The sequence below is a fragment of the Planococcus sp. APC 3900 genome, assembly GCF_030407735.1.
GTDB lineage: Bacteria > Bacillota > Bacilli > Bacillales_A > Planococcaceae > Planococcus > Planococcus notacanthi.
Genome location: NZ_JASDCT010000010.1, coordinates 18219 through 34985, shown reverse-complemented (window position 1 = coordinate 34985; position 16767 = coordinate 18219). Strand labels below are relative to the sequence as shown.

Here is a 16767-nt window from a genome sequence, read left to right as displayed (position 1 = left end):
ATAAGGTGAAGAGTTTACCGGAGAGAGTGGAATATTGTTCCGGTTCCGGAATAAAAAATGTTATACTAATAAGTGTTTTTAGAAAATTTAGTTTACCAGGGGGAAAAATTATGACAGTCAACTATCCGGAAGTATGGGATTTGGATACGTTATTTCCAGGAGGCAGCGAATCACAGGAATTGCGTCAACATATGGATGACGCATCGACAAAGCTTTCTGGTTTCGAAGAGTCGGTCCAGCAGTTCGAAGTTCCTTCTGCAAAAGGGGATGCCCAAAAAGTAGCTGATCTGCTGGAACAGATGAGCTTAATGATGAAGCACCTAAGCCAATCCGGTGCATTTATCGGCTGTTTGATGGCCCAAAATACACAGGATAAAAAAGCGGCGATTCTTGATAGTGAATCTTCTTCTTTATCAGCCCGCTTCCAAAATTCCTTCCAAAAAATTCAGCAGGATTTGGCAAAGACAGAAGAAAGCGTTTGGGAAGAACTGTTGAATGAAGAACCTTTGCGTGACTTCACTTTCGTTTTGAATGAATGGCGTGAAGAAGCAAAGATGTTGCTGTCTGAAAAAGAAGAAAGCCTGATTACGGCATTGAGTGTAGATGGCTACCATGGCTGGAGCCAGTTGTACGATATGCTGGTCGGAGAAATCAGCGTTACAGTTACAGTCGACGGCGAGCCGAAAACTTTATCGGTTGGGCAAGCCAATAATCTAAGTTCCCATAAAGATGCTGCAGTCCGTAAAGAATCTTATGAAAAATTAGAGGAAGCTTGGACAGATAAAGAAGAATTCTTTGCGAAAACACTGAATTCCATCGCGGGCTTCCGTTTGGAAACGTATAAAAAGCGCGGTTGGAATAACCCGCTTCAGGAACCGCTACATATCAATCGCATGAAAGAAGAAACTTTGGACGCCATGTGGGGGGCAATCAGCAAGAACAAGCAACCTTTTGTCGCGTATTTAAACCAGAAAGGAAAATTACTTGGAAAAGACGGACTGGATTGGTACGACGTAGATGCACCGGTAACGGAAAGCACACAGCAGTTTTCTTATCAGGAAGGTGCAGAATTCATCCTTAAACAATTCGGGAAATTCGGGCCGGAATTGGAGCAGTTTGCACAGCAGGCATTTGAAAAGGGCTGGATTGAAGCGGAAGACCGTCCGAACAAACGCCCTGGAGGATTTTGTACGGGGCTGCCACTAAGTGAAGAATCCCGTATCTTCATGACCTATAGCGGCTCGATGTCCAATGTGGCAACTCTGGCACATGAACTTGGGCATGCATTCCACACTTATGCACTGAGCCCTGTGCATTCATTGAACCGCTCTTATGCGATGAATGTTGCAGAAACAGCATCCACATTCGCTGAAATGATCGTTGCGGATGCAGCTGTAAAAAATGCGCAGTCCAAAGAAGAGAAAATTGCGTTGCTGGAAGATAAAGTACAGCGCAGTGTCGCTTTCTTTATGAATATCCATTCGCGCTTCCTGTTTGAAACCCGTTTCTATGAAGAACGCAAAAATGGCGTCGTTCCGGCTTCTCGATTGAACGAATTGATGGAACAGGCGCAGAAGGAAGGGTTTGCAGGCGGATTGGCGTCAACACATCCTCATTTCTGGGCATCCAAGCTGCATTTCTATATCACTTATGTGCCATTTTATAATTTCCCGTATACTTTCGGCTATCTTTTCTCATTAAGCGTTTATGCGAAAGCAATTGAGGAAGGAACCGGCTTTGAAGAAAAGTATATGGCTTTGCTTCGTGATACAGCAGTGATGTCAGCCGAAGACTTGGCAATGAAGCATCTGGGCGAAGATATTACACAACAGGCGTTCTGGGAAAAAGGAATCGCTTTATGTGTCCAGGATGCTGAGGAATTTATTTCGCTGACATCTGCTGAGGTTTAATATGAATTTGCTTTTCGAGGGGAAGACCTGTTATTTGCGCAGCTTGGCGATTGAAGACGCAGAAGAAATGGTGCAATTGCTGCTCCGAAACCGGGATTACTGGTCTATCTACGAACCGCGCCACCGGGACAGTTATTTTTCTGCAGCTGTTCAGCGGGAAAAAATCCGTGAGTCGATTTATCAAGCAAGGGAAAACCGGGAGTACAGTGTGGGAATTTTTGAGCATGAGACGAATAAGTTGATCGGCCATATTTCTGTATACAGCGTAAAGCGAATGCCTTTTCTAAGCGCTTTGGTCGGCTATTCAATCGATGAAGCTTATATCGGCAAAGGCATTGCCACAGAAGCGGTAAAGTTGATGACTGCTTTCGGCTTTGAACAGCTTCGCCTTCACCGGATCGAAGCATATGTATCTCCTGAGAATATCGGTTCTATCCGTGTATTGGAGAAAACCGGGTTTCATCAGGAAGGCTTGCTGAAGGAGTTCCTTTACATCAATGGCGAATGGAAAGACCATTATTACTACGCCATGATTGAAGACGAGTTTTGAAAGGGCAAGGCCACCTATAAAAAATGGTGGAAAGAGATGCAACGCTGGTTTGAAACGTGAATAAAAGCGGAGGAAGGTGTGCAGAAGTTGGATAAAGATAAATTATTCTCTTATCATAAATGGGCAACACTGGCCTGTTTGGAGCACGTTCGAGGTTTTGGCGAAGAGCTTTATCAAAAAGAAGGAGCGAATTCGTTTTCTTCGATTCAGGCGACGGTTGCCCATGTTGTTGGTGTGGAAAAACTATGGCTGATGCGGATGAATGGGATAGAAAAGCCTGCGTTTGAACATTTTGATGTGGAGACGACAGACAAAGCAATCGAAGCGTTTATGCTGCTGCATGCAGAAATGGAATTGTTTTTCGCTTCATTAGCAGAAGAACAGTGGCAGGAGATACTCGATTACCAGAACATGCGAGGCGACAATCTGGCTACTTCACGCGAAGATATGCTCTTTACAGTTGTTAATCATGCCAGTTACCATCGAGGGCAGATTACGTCTTTCCTCCGCCAATTCGGCAAAGAAGGAATTCCGCTCGATTATATTTATTACCAAAAACAAAACCGCTGAGAAATTCTCAGCGGTTTTTGTTTCCATCAATCACGACATCCAGTTTTCCAGTTGTCGGATCGATTACCAGGCCATGGACCGGAACATTTGGATCCAATAACGGATGGTGGCGAACCATGTTGACACTGTGGGTGACACTTTCTTCAACATTATCGAAGCCGCGGAGCCAGCCTTCCAAATCAACTCCAGAATACTCCATCATCTCGATGGTTTTTTGATCCACGCCTCGTTTTTTAATCTTCTCGAGCATTTCATGTGGTTTAATATTAGACATGCCGCAATCGTGATGCCCGATAATATAGATTTCGTCTGCATTCAATTCATATACGGCTACCAGCAAACTGCGCATAATGCCGCCGAATGGGTGATTGATGACAGCACCGGCACTTTTGACGATTTTAATGTCACCATTTTTAAAGTTCATCGCTTTTGGCAGCATTTCAAAAAGACGCGTGTCCATGCATGTCAAAATAACGACTTTCTTGTCAGGAAACTTGGTGGTCATGTACTCTTCGTAACGCTTTTCTTTCACAAACTCTTCGTTGTACTCCAAAATTTCATCTAATAAAGCCATTATACTTCCTCCTTGTCGACTACTACTTTTTAAGTTTAATCCAAATTTCTGAAAAATACGAATCGAATTTGCCGTTTCGAAAGAAATAAGGAAAAAAGTCATTGCGCAACGCTTCGGATTTAATAAGACCTTGCCTTTTATAAAACTGTACGTAGGTAAATTAGAACAGTGTTTTTCACGGGGGTTCAAGAGTGAAAAAACGGAAAGCAGCTCCGCGTGCTTCGGAGTGTTTTCCGTTTTTCTATATCCAGCGCCCGTGCAGGTTCTAGGGACATAAGCCAATCCGGCTGTGCGGCAAAGGACGCCGCTTCGCCAGCTCGTCTTATGCCCTTCAAACCTGCACGGGCGCTTCCGCTTTTCTTAGTGTCCAGCTCCAGCAGCAAGCCCCTCGAGTCGCTTCAGCCTTACCAGCAATGGCAAAGGCCGCCATTACCGGTAAGGCTTCCAGCGCTTGTCGTGGCAAAACGGCTGCTTCCGCTTTTCTATATTAACGCGACATTTTCTCTAACTGCTTAATCATGTTCAGCGACAGTCCTGTTCCGATGGCGACTGATTCCAGTGGTTGTGGTGCGATATGGACGGGCACTGAGATTTCTTTTGACAGCCATTCCTGCATGCCTTTCAATAAAGCACCACCGCCTGAAATGACAACGCCTTGGTCAACCATGTCACCCGACAGTTCAGCTGGACAATTCTCCAGTGTTGCGCGGATGCATTCCAAAATGGCGGATAAAGATTCTTTCAGCGCTTCTTGTGTTTCAAGAGAGCTGAGTGTAATGGTTTTCGGCAAGCCGGTCATGATGTCACGGCCGCGGATTTCCATGTTCTCTGTTTCATGGGGAACAGGAGCATAGCCGATTTCCATTTTTATATTTTCAGCAGTGCGTTCACCGATCAATACGTTGTACTGTTTGCGGACATACTGGATAATATCTTCATCCATCCGGTCGCCCGCAACTTTAACGGTGTTGGAAGAAACCACCCCGCCAAATGAAATGATTCCCACTTCTGTAGTACCGCCGCCAATATCTACAATAACACTCGCTACCGGTTCGCTGATTGGAAGTTCCGCGCCTATTGCAGCAGCTACAGTTTCTTCAATTAAGTGAACGGTTTTGGCGCCGCTCTGTTTCACTGCGTCGTGGATAGCACGGCGCTCAACTTTAGTGGCACCGGAAGGGGTACAAACCATCACATTGGGTTTGCGATAAGCACTTCCAAGTTGTTTGGCCGCTCTTTGCATGACCGCTTTCAGCAGATCAAGAGTGGCATCAGAGTCGGCGATGACGCCGTCTTTCAGTGGGCGGATCACCAGGATGGAATCTGGTGCTTTGCCAAGCATAGCTTTCGCTTCAGTGCCGATCGCCAGCACCGCACGAGTTTTTGCATCCAAGGCGACAACAGAAGGTTCATTGATGATAATGCCTTTTGTTTTTGTGTAAACAAGTATATTTGCAGTTCCTAAATCGATACCAATATCTATTGCAGAAAACATACGTGAATTCCTCCTATGAATAAAGACGCTAACTAGTTCGGATTTTACCATTACGAGCTGTGGAGTGGAAGAGCAGAAGGGACCTAAAGAGCCTGGGAATTAGATAAAATACACACATTTGGCAGTGCTTTTAGTGTGAGGAACATAAAAACCGGCTTCAGAGAAGAAGCCGGTTTTTATCGCTCAGTATTTTTTTTCAGGCGTTGGGTCTACGTGCTCTGCATCGTGCGTGTGAAGCTCTTTTCCAAGGAAATGGAGAAGTGTAAAGAAAAACATGAAAATTACGGCCATGAAGCCGAGTACGACAGTAATGTCATAAAACATAATGATAACTCCTCTCTAAACTGTAATTATCAATATTAAGTATACATGATTTTGGTCTAAAAAATAAGTGTCGAATTATCGAGACTTAGAAAGCCCAGTTGCCACCGCGGAAAATCGGTTCGCGGCTGCCATCTTCCAGGATGCCATCAATGTCCATTTCGGACGAGCCTATCATGAAATCGACATGGGTAATACTTTGGTTTAGGCCGTTTTTCAATAGTTCTTCCTGAGACATGGTTTTGCCGCCTTCGATACAGAAAGCATAAGCGCTGCCGATAGCAAAATGGTTGGAGGCATTTTCGTCGAACAACGTGTTGTAGAATAAAATATTTGAATCGGAAATTGGCGATTGATGTGGAACTAATGCAACTTCACCAAGGAAATGAGAACCTTCATCAGTAGCAACCAATTGCTTCAGGACATCTTCGCCATGTGCAGCTGTTACATCAACGATTTTTCCATTTTCGAATGTTACTTTAAAGTCATCAATAATATTGCCGCCATAGCTTAGGGGCTTTGTACTGGAAACATAGCCATTTACGCCTGTTTTATGCGGTACAGTAAAGACTTCTTCGGTTGGCATATTCGCCATGAAAGAATCGCCTTTTTCGTTGATTGAGCCGGCTCCACACCATAGATGGCCTTCTGGAAGAGCAACTTCCAAGTCAGTTTTAGGTGACGTATAGTGAAGTTTTGCATATTTTTTGCCGTTCAGATAATCGACTTTGGTGTGCAGCAAGCGGTCATGTTCTGTCCAAGCCTCAATCGGTTGATCAAGATCAGCACGTACAGCTTTGAAAATAGCATCCCAAAGTTTGTCGATTTGTTGGTCAGCCGGTACATCTGGAAACACTTTAGCTGCCCATTTTTCAGAAGGGGCTGCGATAACGGTCCAGCTGATTTTATCAGATTGAACATATTGGCGGTATTTGCTCAAAGCCTGTCCAGTTGCTTTTTGTGAAGCAGCAATGCGCTTTGAGTCAATGCCAGTCAATAGGTCAGGGCTTTGAGACACCACGCTGATGAAAGCAGCGCCTTGCTCTGCCAATTGCTCGCGTTCCTGTACTTTCCATGCTGGGAAATCAGAGAACGAATCTTCCGGCGCTAATTCAAAGCGCAGGCGAGAGATCGTATCGTCGTTCCAGTCTACAAAAACTTGTTTCGCTCCGGTTTCATAGGCCTTTTGGGTAATTAAACGGACCAAAGGTGCTGCATCAATGGAAGCGGCGATATAAAGCGGCTGTCCGGGTTGAATATTTACTCCTACTTTTACCGCCAGTTCAGCATAGCGGGATAATTTTTCATTAAAAGATGTCAAATAAATCTCTCCTCTCATCTCTTTCTATAGTAGCAATTTTCTGTAACTGCCTGCAATGATTTATAACGATATACGAAATATATTTTGCTTGCATTTTCTGTTATAAAAGTTTATGATTTAAACAAATGTTTGAGTGGAGGTGTGATTATGAATCAGAAAGAAGTGGAAGTGCTTGAATTGATCCGGCGCAACCCGTATCTATCTCAACAGGAAATGGCAGAACGCCTAAACATGTCCAGGCCATCACTGGCCAATTTCATTTCCAATCTCATGCGTCAAGGGAAAATCTTAGGCCGCGCTTACGTACTGCCCGAAGAACAGACGGTCATTTGCATCGGCGGGGCAAATGTCGACAGAAAATTCCTGATGGAACGTCCCGCGCAGATGGGAACATCCAATCCGGCTTCCGTTTCCGGCAGCGTCGGTGGAGTAGCCAGAAACGTCGCGGAAAATTTGGGGCGCCTCGGCCATTCAGTCAAGCTATTGTCGATTGTGGGAAATGATCCGGAATGGAACTTAATCGAAACCGCTTCCAGCCAATTCATGTCGACTGAAATGACAAAAGCAGTCGACGGATTGTCAACTGGAACCTATACAGCGATTTTGGAACCGGACGGCGAAATGCTGCTGGCAATGGCGGATATGAAAATTTATGACTCTCTGACGCCAAGCTATATTGCTAAAAATGACAGTGTTTTATTATCATCTGCCTTTCTGGTGATCGATTTGAATTGTCCAGTGGAAACGGTGGAATATGTTCGTCAGTTGGCCATCATCAATAACATTCCACTGGCAGTCATTCCGGTTTCAGCTCCAAAAATGGACAGGCTCGGAACAGATTTGGCCGGCATCAGCTGGCTGATTCTTAACCGCGATGAAGCAAGCAGGCATTTGCAGATGCCCATCAATTCCATAGAGGATTGGCATCAGGCTGTTGAACAGCTGCTGAGTCAAGGTGCGGAAGCAGTTGTCATCACCGGTGGAAAAGAAGGAGCCGTAGCAGGAAATGCAAACGGCATCACACATTACCAGGCGATGCAAGTCGACCAGGTCAGTGATGTGACCGGAGCAGGAGATGCATTTTCCAGCGCCATTGTCCACAGTGTAATGAATGGGAAGGAATTTGAATCCGTTATCCATTCAGGAATGGTGAATGCGGCAAAAACTCTTCAAAGCAATGCGACTGTAAGACGAGAATTGACAGCAGTACAACTACAAAAAGAACTGGAGGAATTACAATGACATCAATGATTTCTTATTCAACTGAAGTACAGCAAGCAATGGAGGACAAAAAGCCGATCGTGGCACTCGAATCGACGATCATTTCACACGGTATGCCTTATCCCCAGAACGTAGAAACGGCACGCGTGGTAGAACAGATTATCCGTGATAATGGTGCAGTTCCTGCAACAATCGCCATTATGGACGGCAAAATCAAAATCGGTTTGTCTGATGAAGAACTGGAAGTGCTTGGCAATAGCCCAGGCGTTTCAAAAGTATCAAGAAGAGATATCGGCCAATTGATCGCCACGAAAAAAATCGGTGCTACAACTGTCGCTGCAACGATGATTTGTGCAGAACTTGCAGGCATCCGTGTTTTCGCAACAGGCGGCATAGGCGGGGTGCACAGAGGCGCTGAGACGACCATGGACATCTCAGCTGACTTGGAAGAACTTTCGAACACAGGAGTGGCTGTTGTTTGTGCAGGCGCAAAATCCATTTTGGATATCGGCTTGACGTTGGAATACCTGGAAACAAAAGGGGTTCCAGTCATCGGCTATCAAACAGACGATATGCCGGCATTCTACACACGCTCAAGCGGCTTTGATCTGACATTCCGCAGTGATGATGCTGCTGAACTGGCTGAAGTGCTGAAAGCAAAATGGGATCTGGGCATTACAGGCGGAGCAGTAATCGCCAACCCGATTCCAGCTGAACATGCACTGGAAGACTCATTCATCAATGGCATCATCACTCAAGCCATGACTGAAGCGAATGAAAATGGCATTTCCGGAAAAGAAGTCACGCCTTTCCTATTAGGGAAAGTCAAGGAATTGACGGAAGGCAAGAGTTTGGTCGCGAATATCGAACTGGTCAAGCATAATGCAAAAGTCGGAGCCGAACTTGCGGTCGCTTACAATAAACTTTAAGAATAAATTGTGAAAAGAAGTCCATTCGTGGACTTCTTTTTTTATTGGGGAGGTTTATTGGGTTTTCACTATCCTAAAGGTAGGGTAAGGAGAAAGAAGGGGATGAAGCACATGAAAACTGATGTATTCATCGGCGGGGGTGGAATCGGTGGATTGACACTTGCACTGAAATTGGTGCAGCGTGGAATCGATGTGGTTCTCGCCGAACGGATGGCTGTAAAAGCACCTACCTATAAAGGGGAACTGCTGCAGCCGAAAAGTATGCAGATATTCGACAGCCTTGGAGTATATAAGAAAATATGTGATCGCTCTAATGAAATTAAAGTTTTGGACATGCTGGAACTTTCAAGTTCTCTCCAAGTAAAGGACCAGGCATTTATGGATTATAGCGTGTTGCCCGGCAAGTACAGTGCAGCTTATATGATGCATCATGAGGAATTGAAGTCTGTTATTTTAAAAGCTGCCTGTGAATATGAAAACTTTCATTATTTCAAAGGAACGGCCTGCAAAGGATACGGAGAAAATACAGCGTTGCTTCAAAAAGGAACCGAAAAGTTTGAAGTGGAGGCGGAATTTTTCTTCGGTGCTGAAGGGCGTTCGTCAGTCACTAGGAAAGCCATGGAAATTGAAGTGAAACAGACCACCTACAATCATCATTTTCTGACGGTGACGTTTCCGCGTGCTGAAAATTTTACAGACGGTCAAATCATTTCTACATACAACCGTTTTCTGGGGCTTTTCCCGCTGCCTGATAATCAGGTGCGAAGTGTTTACTTGATACCGCCAGGCGATTATAAAGAACTCAAGGAAAAGCCAATCAGCCATTTCCATAAACTGTACACGGATTTAGCGCCTGCGGTAGATGGTTATGTCCAGCAATTGACGGATTGGAAGAAAATCCAGTTGATGATTCCGGTAATGTATCATGCGGATTCATATGTGAAAGGCAATAAAGCTATCATCGGTGACGCTAGCCACGCTGTCCATCCAATGGCCGGAGAAGGCATGAATATGGCTATACAAGATGCGGATATACTAGGCGAATTAACCGCAGATATGTTCAAAGAAGAAAAAAAAGACGAAAGCAATTTAAAGTGGTACGAAACCGTCCGCTATAAGCGTGCAGACCATGTGATACAACTCAGCCACTTGGCAGCTTTGGCCTATTCTTTTCCATTTAAACCGGTCAGCTACATCCGCCAACGGACTTTCGAGCGCATGGAAGAAGACCCAATTCTTCATTTTAAGCAAATGTTGAATGTTTCGGGCCTTGGGATGTGGAAAGAAAACGTTCGAGATCGTTTCATACAAGGAGGCATCATGCCCGTCCGCATAAAAGATTTAACAAAAGACACAAAAGAATTAAAGTATTATACACCAGAAGAAGATTACCCATGGAAAGCGGAGGGACTCAGATGATCGATGTCATGAAGATGTTTAAAGCAAGAATGTACATGAAACGAAATGAACCTTTTTTATATAGTTGGCATGCATACGTCGGATATGAGCTTGATTTGTTTAAAGCCTTCGATCGCCCTATGTCCCAATATGATGTAGCCGATGCGCTGCAATTGGACGAAGATTTATTGAACCAGTGGGTGAATGTTGGCGTCTCGATCGGCCATCTCAAAGAAGCCGGTAGAAACCGATATAAAACCTGGAATGCATGGAAGCTGCCGAAACCGAAGGGCAACAATTCCTCGGGTGTTCTGCTAAAGGAAATGATGGAGTTGCATATCCCGACCTTGCTGAATTACCCAGAGATGATGCGCAAGCAGGAACGCCTTCATTTTGATGAAGAAAAACACGCTCCGACTGTAGCTGAAACAAGCAGGTTGCTGGAAGTATTGGCTCTGCCGAAAATGTCCAGACGCCTGAAAGGCCAAAATATCGACTCGGTGCTGGATATTGGCTGTGGAGAAGGCGGATACATCAAAAAGCTTGCAGAACGTTTCCCCGACACCCACTTCACTGGAATTGAAATCAGTCCATCTGTAACGGAAGTAGCGAAAGCCTTGACGAAAGAAAATAATAATATTTCTATTGAAAATGCCGATCTATGGGATTACAAACCATCAGAGCAGCAAGGCATGGTTATGATGAACAATGTCATCCACTATATCGACCTCGGAAAGCGCCAGGACCTTTTTACTGAACTGGCCAGCTGGATCAAAGACCAAGGTATTCTGTCAGTTGTGACACCTATCGCTGGAGACAGCGACAGCCCACCATTTGCTAATGTTTTCAATAGTTTTTTCTCATCTTTCGACAACCTCTACCGATTGCCGACGCGCGAAGAAATGGCAGAATGGGGCGAGCAGGCAGGACTCGAGTTGCTTAGCATCCAAACCGTCATCAAAGAAGGCGGCTGGTATATTGTGCAGTATGAAAAGAAAAGCTGAGGCGACCGTTATACTCCGACAGACATAAGATGAACTTCCGAAGCGGCGTTTTTTGCCGCACAGGAAGGGCAGCTTATGATCCGAGGAGCAGGCCGCCGAAGCTGGACAAAAAAGAAAAGCTGAGGAAGCCGTAAAGGTTCGACAGGCATAAGACAGACCGGCGAAGCGACGTGTTTATGTCGCACAGCCGGTTTGGCTTATGTCCCGAGAACCTGGCTTCCGAAGCTGGACAAGAAAAAATGAAATGATCGTATTGCTCCCATAGGCAATTACAGCAACATAAAAAAAGGCCCTGAAGGATTTTTTCCTTCAGGGTCTTTTTGTGCTTGCTTATTTGCGTAAAGAACCAAGTTCGGTTGCAATTGCCTGCATTTCACTCGTGCTGAACTTTTCGCGGTTCGCGACCATTTCGTAAAGTTCATGCAAATCTTCGTATTGGGAAGCGTTGAAGTGTTCGGCTTTCATTGCATCCACATTGACCATACGCAATTTTGATTTTATTTCTTCAATCATAAAGCTGACGTTTTCTGGTGACGGTTTTGATAAGTCCATGATAAGCTCCTGCCTTTCGGGTGGTTATGCTTAATCATTTCATTATTCAAAAGCAATGTCAATTGCCAGTTTGTCCAGCGGCTTTTTCTTCCTTGATTTTAGCAATGATGCGCTTGGTTTCATAGACGATAACGCCTGATAGGCCAAGAAGTCCGATCAAGTTAGGGAAGGCCATTAAGCCGTTCATCACATCAGAGAAAGTCCAAACGACATCAAGTGAAACGTTTGCGCCAACGAAAACCATCAAAACGAAAGCGATGCGGTAAACGATCAGCAATGCCGGGTTCTTGAATAAATACTGGAAACATTTCTCTCCATAGTAAGACCAGCCGATGATGGTAGAAGAAGCAAAGAAAATCAATCCGATGGCTACTACAATTGGGCCAGCTCCTCCAAGGAACTGTTCAAAAGCTGCAGTTGTCAGAGCTGCACCTTCAAGAGATTTATCTGTATAAAGGCCGGACATGACAATTGTGACACCGGTAATCGAACAGATGATGATGGTATCAAAGAGTACTTGTGTCATGGAAACCAATGCCTGGCGTCCTGGAAGATCCGTGATTGCAGCAGCAGCAGCAATCGGCGCCGACCCAAGTCCCGCTTCGTTGGAGAATACGCCTCGTGCTACACCATATCGGATAGCCGCACCAATGGCACCGCCAACAGCAGCTTCACCGGTGAATGCCGCACTGAAGATCGTAGCAAAAGCACCTGGAATCAGTTCCATGTTTAAAATCATAATAATTATTCCTGCGATTATGTAGAATAACGCCATAAAAGGAACGAAGAACGAAGTGACGCGGCCGATGCTCTTAATTCCGCCAAGCAGAACCAAGGCGGTGAAAATTGTTAAAATGATTCCGGTAATCCATGTTGGAACACTGAATGTATCGCGGACGACTGAAGCGACTGAGTTCGATTGTGTCCCGTTGCCGATTCCGAAAGCCGCAATGGCACCAAAGATGGCGAATAAAACAGCCAACCACTTTTGTTTCAAGCCGTGCTCAAGGTAATACATCGGTCCGCCAGCCATCTGGCCTTTAGCGTCGACAACACGGTATTTGACTGCCAATACAGCCTCTCCGTATTTGGTGGCCATTCCGAAAAATGCAGAAAACCACATCCAGAAGACAGCACCCGGTCCACCGAGGATGACCGCTGTTGCAACACCGACGATATTACCGGTACCTACGGTTGCAGCCATGGCGGTTGATAATGCTTGGAAATGGCTGATATCCCCTTTAGAGGTCGTATCCGAATTTTTGGTGAAAACCAATTTCAAAGCATAAGGCAATAATCGGACTTGGAGAACACCAAGACGAACTGTTAAGAAAATTCCTGTACCTACTAATAAAATCAATAAAGGTGGTCCCCATACGTAACCGCTGATAGTGCCCAATAGTTCTTCGAACTGCGCCATTATTTTTCCCCCTTTTTCAATATCCTTTTCTGTCTATTAAACCTCCTGTAAACATAATATTCCGAAAGTTTTTCGATATAGTCAAGTTATTTTTAAAAAATATATGCTGTATAAGTGTTTAGGTTTTCAAAGTTTAGGGAAAATTCCTACCAGATGTGAAAAACATATTTTATTGGGAGGAATTTAGGATGAGCCAAAACAAATTGATGACAGGTTTACTAGTAGGCGCGGCAGTGGGGATTATTGTCTCACTATTGGACCGCAATACAAGAGATGACGTTATACAGAAATCGAAAAAAGCAACAAACAATGCAAAATACTATGCTTCAAATAGAGATGAATTGGTACAGGCTTTCCAGCAACAAGCTGAAAGAGCGCAAAATCTGTATTCACGCATTTCTGAAGATGCTTCATATGTTGGAAGCAAGGTGAATGAATTGAAAGAAATGACTCCACAAGTGAAAGAAATGGCGCTTGAAACAAAAGAAGCGTTCATGGATACAAAAGATGCAGTAATTGAGACAAAAGATGATGTGATTTCAGCAGTTAAAGAAGACAACCCATCTCCGACATCTTCGTTAACGGATAGTTCGAACTCTTCAACAGGTTCTGGAAATAACTCATCATCAAATAAAAGTTCCGGGACAGGCTATCAGTCTGGATCGAACTCAAACACTGGGAATCGGTCATAATCCGATCGGCCCGAATACATCTTCAGGACAGCAAGCGGACAATAAAAAAGACCGTACCCACTCAGTTACTTTCGATGTAACGACTGGAAAAGGTTTTTTAAAAGAATTGTTTCAACGGATCAAAGACGTCGATGTGCCAGGACTTGGAGCACAATTGGCGTTTTTTTTCCTATTATCAATTTTTCCCTTGCTGATTTTCCTGGTTACTTTATTGCCGTATTTAGCGTTGTCTCGGGATGAAATTTTCAGCTACCTGGAAGAAGTCGTCCCCTCAGAAGTGTATGTCCTGATCGAAAGCACGTTGGAAGAAATTCTGACGAACCAGAATACCGGATTATTGTCTTTTGGTATTTTAGCGACGATTTGGTCTGCCAGTCTAGGAATGGATGCTTTGATCAAGTCATTGAACCTGTCCTATAAAGTAACAGAAAACCGTCCGCTTCTAATAGCGCGGGGGATGTCGATCTTGATGACAATTTTATTGATTTTTATTTTGATTGTCGCTTTGGCATTGCCTGTTTTTGGTGAACAGCTTGGATTGTTGATCTTTTCATTTCTGGGGCTGGAGGAAGGGTTTCTCGCATTATGGAATTCTATCCGCTTTACAATACCCGGGATTATTACATTCGTTGCCTGCGCGATCATCTATTGGTTGGCCCCGAATGTAAAGATGAACATTTTGAGTGCACTGGGAGGCGCAGCGTTTGCTGCAACCGGCTGGTTGGCGACTTCTTATCTGTTCTCCATCTACATCAGTAATTTCGGAAACTTCTCAGCGACATACGGCAGCATCGGTGGCGTAATCATCCTGATGCTGTGGCTCTATATATCAGCTATGATCTTGATTGTTGGCGGACAGATCAATGCGGTGATGAAAGAACGCCGGCACTATATTAAGCAAAAGGCATCCTGAATGAAACATTCAGGATGCCTTTTTATACATTGCGGTTGAGCATGCGCAGCCCATTTAGAATGACTAGTATTGTGCTGCCTTCATGTCCGATAACACCAATCGGCAAGGTAATGGTTTGGAAAAAGTTCGAGATGATCAAGAGAATGATTACAGAAACTGAAAAGAAGATGTTTTGTTTAACGATGCGCTGCATTTTTTTTGAAAGCCTGATGGCGTATGCGATGCGCGACAAATCATTTTTCATTAAAATGATATCAGCGGTCTCCAAAGCGATATCTGTTCCGGCACCCATAGCGATGCCTGTTGTTGCTGTGGCCAAAGCTGGAGCATCATTTATGCCATCACCTGTCATTGCTACATACTCATATTTTTTCAGGAGTTTTTTCAGTTCTTTCACTTTATCGCCTGGGAGGCATTCGGCGATGTAGTCGTCGACTCCGGTTTCTTTTGCGATGACTGCTGCTGTCTTTCGGTTATCTCCTGTCAGCATGATGCAATAAATACCTGCTTTTTTCAATTCCTCAATTGTCGATTTGGTGATGTCACGGACTGTATCCTTCAAAGCCATAGCGGCAAGAATTCCTTCATTGTCCCGAACAAAGGTCACGGTTTTCCCTTGATTGGCCAATTTCTCCAAAAGGCCATCCTCAAAAGTCTCCGCCAACTCCTCACCGACGAATTTTGGTTTGCCGACGAGAAATTCTTCAGAGTTAATAGTTGCTCTTAACCCATTTCCCGGGACATCTTCAATTGTCAGATTGGGTGTGGGAGTAATGCCTTGTAAAACGATAAAATCGCTGATGGCTTTAGCTAAAGGATGATTGGACTGGGATTCGATTCCGGCAATTTTAGCCATAGCAATTTTCTTATCCATTCCTTGTCGGATGACAAAATCTGTGACTTCAGGCTGTCCACGGGTCAAGGTGCCGGTTTTATCAAAAGCGATGGCCCGCACCACGCTCAAATTCTCAAGGTGCATGCCGCCTTTGAATATGATGCCGCTCTTAGCGCCATTAGAAATGGCTGCCAGTGTGGCAGGCATAATTGAAGCGACAAGTGCACAAGGAGAAGCCACAACCAGCAAAACCATTGCCCGGTAAAATGTTGTGTTCCAATCCCAAGCAAAAAGATAATGGGGCAAAAAAAGCATAAGAACAAAAGCGAAGAGCACCACTTTAACATAACGTCCTTCAAAACGTTCGATAAATTGTTGGGAAGGGGATTTTTCGCTTTGTGCTGATTGGACCAGATCAATGATTTTTTGAAACATGGTTTCAGTGCTCGGTTTAGTCATTTCCATTGTGATGGCTCCCGATAGATTGACGGTGCCAGCAAACAGTTCATCTTCTTTGTATTTGGATACAGGGAGTGCTTCACCGCTGATGGTCGATTCATCAACTGCAGTTTGGCCGTTTTGCAGGACGCCATCAACGGGTATCCGTTCTCCCGGTTTCACCAAGATCATGTCGCCAGTATGCAAATCTTTGAGGGAAACACGTACAGTTTTCTCTTCTTTAACAAGCCATGCAGCTTCAGGTTGGATTTTCATCAAGGAAGTAATCTCTTTCCGGCTTTTGTTCATTGTATATGTTTCCAATGCACCGCTTAATGAAAAGATGAAAATCAGAATGGCTCCTTCAGTCCAGTAACCGATTATGGAAGAGCCGACTGCGGCTAAAATCATTAAGATTTCAACGTTGAGCTGCTTGTCTTCAAATGTTTTCAGGATGCCATATTTGGCTTTGGCGTAACCGCCAATTCCAAAGGCCATCAGATAGATGATGACTGAGTATGCATACAGGTTTTGATGTTCAAGTGTGAACGCGATAACAATTAAGATCCCTGAAAAAATTGCTGCTATCAATTCAATGTGAGTCTTGAAAAATGCCATCTGCAC

Annotated in this window: 16 protein-coding genes; 9 read left to right on the top strand and 7 right to left on the bottom strand. The window is 44.5% G+C overall.

Going from position 1 to position 16767, the window contains the following annotated elements; translation table 11 throughout:
- Positions 1–110 precede the first annotated feature (110 nt).
- The 3 genes from QMA04_RS16615 to QMA04_RS16605 all read left to right on the top strand — a co-directional run bounded on the left by QMA04_RS16615 (position 111) and on the right by QMA04_RS16605 (position 3030).
- Positions 111–1910, top strand: a complete 1800-nt coding sequence (locus tag QMA04_RS16615; RefSeq protein WP_290187111.1) for a M3 family oligoendopeptidase — start codon at positions 111–113, stop codon at positions 1908–1910.
- Position 1911: 1 nt separating this feature from the next.
- A complete protein-coding gene (locus QMA04_RS16610) occupies positions 1912–2460 on the top strand; it encodes a GNAT family N-acetyltransferase (protein ID WP_290187109.1) in 549 nt (182 codons plus the stop codon).
- An 87-nt stretch (positions 2461–2547) separates the two neighbouring features.
- On the top strand, positions 2548–3030 hold the full coding sequence (locus tag QMA04_RS16605; protein ID WP_290187107.1) for a DinB family protein: 483 nt from the start codon (positions 2548–2550) through the stop codon (positions 3028–3030).
- Positions 3031–3037: 7 nt separating this feature from the next.
- Here the strand turns inward: QMA04_RS16605 and QMA04_RS16600 are convergent, their stop codons facing one another.
- The 4 genes from QMA04_RS16600 to QMA04_RS16585 all read right to left on the bottom strand — a co-directional run bounded on the left by QMA04_RS16600 (position 3038) and on the right by QMA04_RS16585 (position 6741).
- Positions 3038–3604, bottom strand: a complete 567-nt coding sequence (locus tag QMA04_RS16600; protein WP_290187106.1) for a beta-class carbonic anhydrase — start codon at positions 3602–3604, stop codon at positions 3038–3040.
- A 487-nt stretch (positions 3605–4091) separates the two neighbouring features.
- Positions 4092–5099, bottom strand: a complete 1008-nt coding sequence (gene mreBH / locus QMA04_RS16595) for a rod-share determining protein MreBH (protein ID WP_290187104.1) — start codon at positions 5097–5099, stop codon at positions 4092–4094.
- 183 nt (positions 5100–5282) lie between these two features.
- Entirely contained in the window at positions 5283–5423 is a 141-nt protein-coding gene (locus QMA04_RS16590) for a hypothetical protein (RefSeq protein ID WP_191716791.1), read from the bottom strand.
- An 85-nt stretch (positions 5424–5508) separates the two neighbouring features.
- Entirely contained in the window at positions 5509–6741 is a 1233-nt protein-coding gene (locus tag QMA04_RS16585; RefSeq protein WP_290187102.1) for an aminopeptidase, read from the bottom strand.
- A gap of 147 nt (positions 6742–6888) precedes the next feature.
- Here QMA04_RS16585 and QMA04_RS16580 point away from each other — a divergent pair, with 147 nt between their 5' ends.
- The 4 genes from QMA04_RS16580 (at position 6889) to QMA04_RS16565 (ending at position 11293) form a co-directional block, all read left to right on the top strand.
- A complete protein-coding gene (locus tag QMA04_RS16580) occupies positions 6889–7983 on the top strand; it encodes a carbohydrate kinase (protein ID WP_290187100.1) in 1095 nt (364 codons plus the stop codon).
- Positions 7980–8891: a pseudouridine-5'-phosphate glycosidase gene (locus QMA04_RS16575; RefSeq protein ID WP_191716788.1), complete on the top strand. Its 912-nt coding sequence runs from the start codon at positions 7980–7982 to the stop codon at positions 8889–8891. The genes QMA04_RS16580 and QMA04_RS16575 overlap by 4 nt, the downstream gene beginning before the upstream one ends.
- A gap of 111 nt (positions 8892–9002) precedes the next feature.
- A complete protein-coding gene (locus tag QMA04_RS16570) occupies positions 9003–10310 on the top strand; it encodes an FAD-dependent oxidoreductase (protein ID WP_290187097.1) in 1308 nt (435 codons plus the stop codon).
- Positions 10307–11293 carry a class I SAM-dependent methyltransferase gene (locus QMA04_RS16565; protein ID WP_191716786.1) on the top strand — a complete coding sequence of 329 codons (987 nt, stop codon included), beginning with the start codon at positions 10307–10309 and terminating at the stop codon, positions 11291–11293. The genes QMA04_RS16570 and QMA04_RS16565 overlap by 4 nt, the downstream gene beginning before the upstream one ends.
- A 330-nt stretch (positions 11294–11623) precedes the next feature.
- Here the strand turns inward: QMA04_RS16565 and QMA04_RS16560 are convergent, their stop codons facing one another.
- Both QMA04_RS16560 and QMA04_RS16555 read right to left on the bottom strand, forming a co-directional pair.
- Positions 11624–11845, bottom strand: a complete 222-nt coding sequence (locus QMA04_RS16560; protein WP_191716785.1) for a DUF1128 domain-containing protein — start codon at positions 11843–11845, stop codon at positions 11624–11626.
- A 58-nt stretch (positions 11846–11903) separates the two neighbouring features.
- Entirely contained in the window at positions 11904–13265 is a 1362-nt protein-coding gene (locus QMA04_RS16555; RefSeq protein WP_290187094.1) for an alanine/glycine:cation symporter family protein, read from the bottom strand.
- A gap of 188 nt (positions 13266–13453) precedes the next feature.
- On the opposite strand from QMA04_RS16555, the gene QMA04_RS16550 reads away from it, so the two are divergent.
- Together QMA04_RS16550 and QMA04_RS16545 are read left to right on the top strand one after the other, a co-directional pair.
- On the top strand, positions 13454–13957 hold the full coding sequence (locus tag QMA04_RS16550) for a YtxH domain-containing protein (protein WP_191716783.1): 504 nt from the start codon (positions 13454–13456) through the stop codon (positions 13955–13957).
- Positions 13958–14063: 106 nt separating this feature from the next.
- Positions 14064–14870, top strand: a complete 807-nt coding sequence (locus tag QMA04_RS16545; RefSeq protein WP_225218640.1) for a YihY/virulence factor BrkB family protein — start codon at positions 14064–14066, stop codon at positions 14868–14870.
- A 22-nt stretch (positions 14871–14892) separates the two neighbouring features.
- Here the strand turns inward: QMA04_RS16545 and QMA04_RS16540 are convergent, their stop codons facing one another.
- Complete coding sequence (locus QMA04_RS16540; RefSeq protein WP_290187090.1) at positions 14893–16761, bottom strand: heavy metal translocating P-type ATPase; 1869 nt, start codon at positions 16759–16761, stop codon at positions 14893–14895.
- Positions 16762–16767: the final 6 nt, after the last annotated feature.

Coding starts and splice junctions, on each gene's coding strand:
- QMA04_RS16615 (WP_290187111.1), top strand. CDS start 111: ATGACAGTCAACTATCCGGAAGTATGGGATTTGGATACGTTATTTCCA.
- QMA04_RS16565 (WP_191716786.1), top strand. CDS start 10,307: ATGATCGATGTCATGAAGATGTTTAAAGCAAGAATGTACATGAAACGA.
- mreBH (WP_290187104.1), bottom strand. CDS start 5,099: ATGTTTTCTGCAATAGATATTGGTATCGATTTAGGAACTGCAAATATA.
- QMA04_RS16590 (WP_191716791.1), bottom strand. CDS start 5,423: ATGTTTTATGACATTACTGTCGTACTCGGCTTCATGGCCGTAATTTTC.
- QMA04_RS16555 (WP_290187094.1), bottom strand. CDS start 13,265: ATGGCGCAGTTCGAAGAACTATTGGGCACTATCAGCGGTTACGTATGG.
- QMA04_RS16560 (WP_191716785.1), bottom strand. CDS start 11,845: ATGGACTTATCAAAACCGTCACCAGAAAACGTCAGCTTTATGATTGAA.
- QMA04_RS16575 (WP_191716788.1), top strand. CDS start 7,980: ATGACATCAATGATTTCTTATTCAACTGAAGTACAGCAAGCAATGGAG.
- QMA04_RS16580 (WP_290187100.1), top strand. CDS start 6,889: ATGAATCAGAAAGAAGTGGAAGTGCTTGAATTGATCCGGCGCAACCCG.
- QMA04_RS16570 (WP_290187097.1), top strand. CDS start 9,003: ATGAAAACTGATGTATTCATCGGCGGGGGTGGAATCGGTGGATTGACA.
- QMA04_RS16600 (WP_290187106.1), bottom strand. CDS start 3,604: ATGGCTTTATTAGATGAAATTTTGGAGTACAACGAAGAGTTTGTGAAA.
- QMA04_RS16610 (WP_290187109.1), top strand. CDS start 1,912: ATGAATTTGCTTTTCGAGGGGAAGACCTGTTATTTGCGCAGCTTGGCG.
- QMA04_RS16550 (WP_191716783.1), top strand. CDS start 13,454: ATGAGCCAAAACAAATTGATGACAGGTTTACTAGTAGGCGCGGCAGTG.
- QMA04_RS16540 (WP_290187090.1), bottom strand. CDS start 16,761: ATGGCATTTTTCAAGACTCACATTGAATTGATAGCAGCAATTTTTTCA.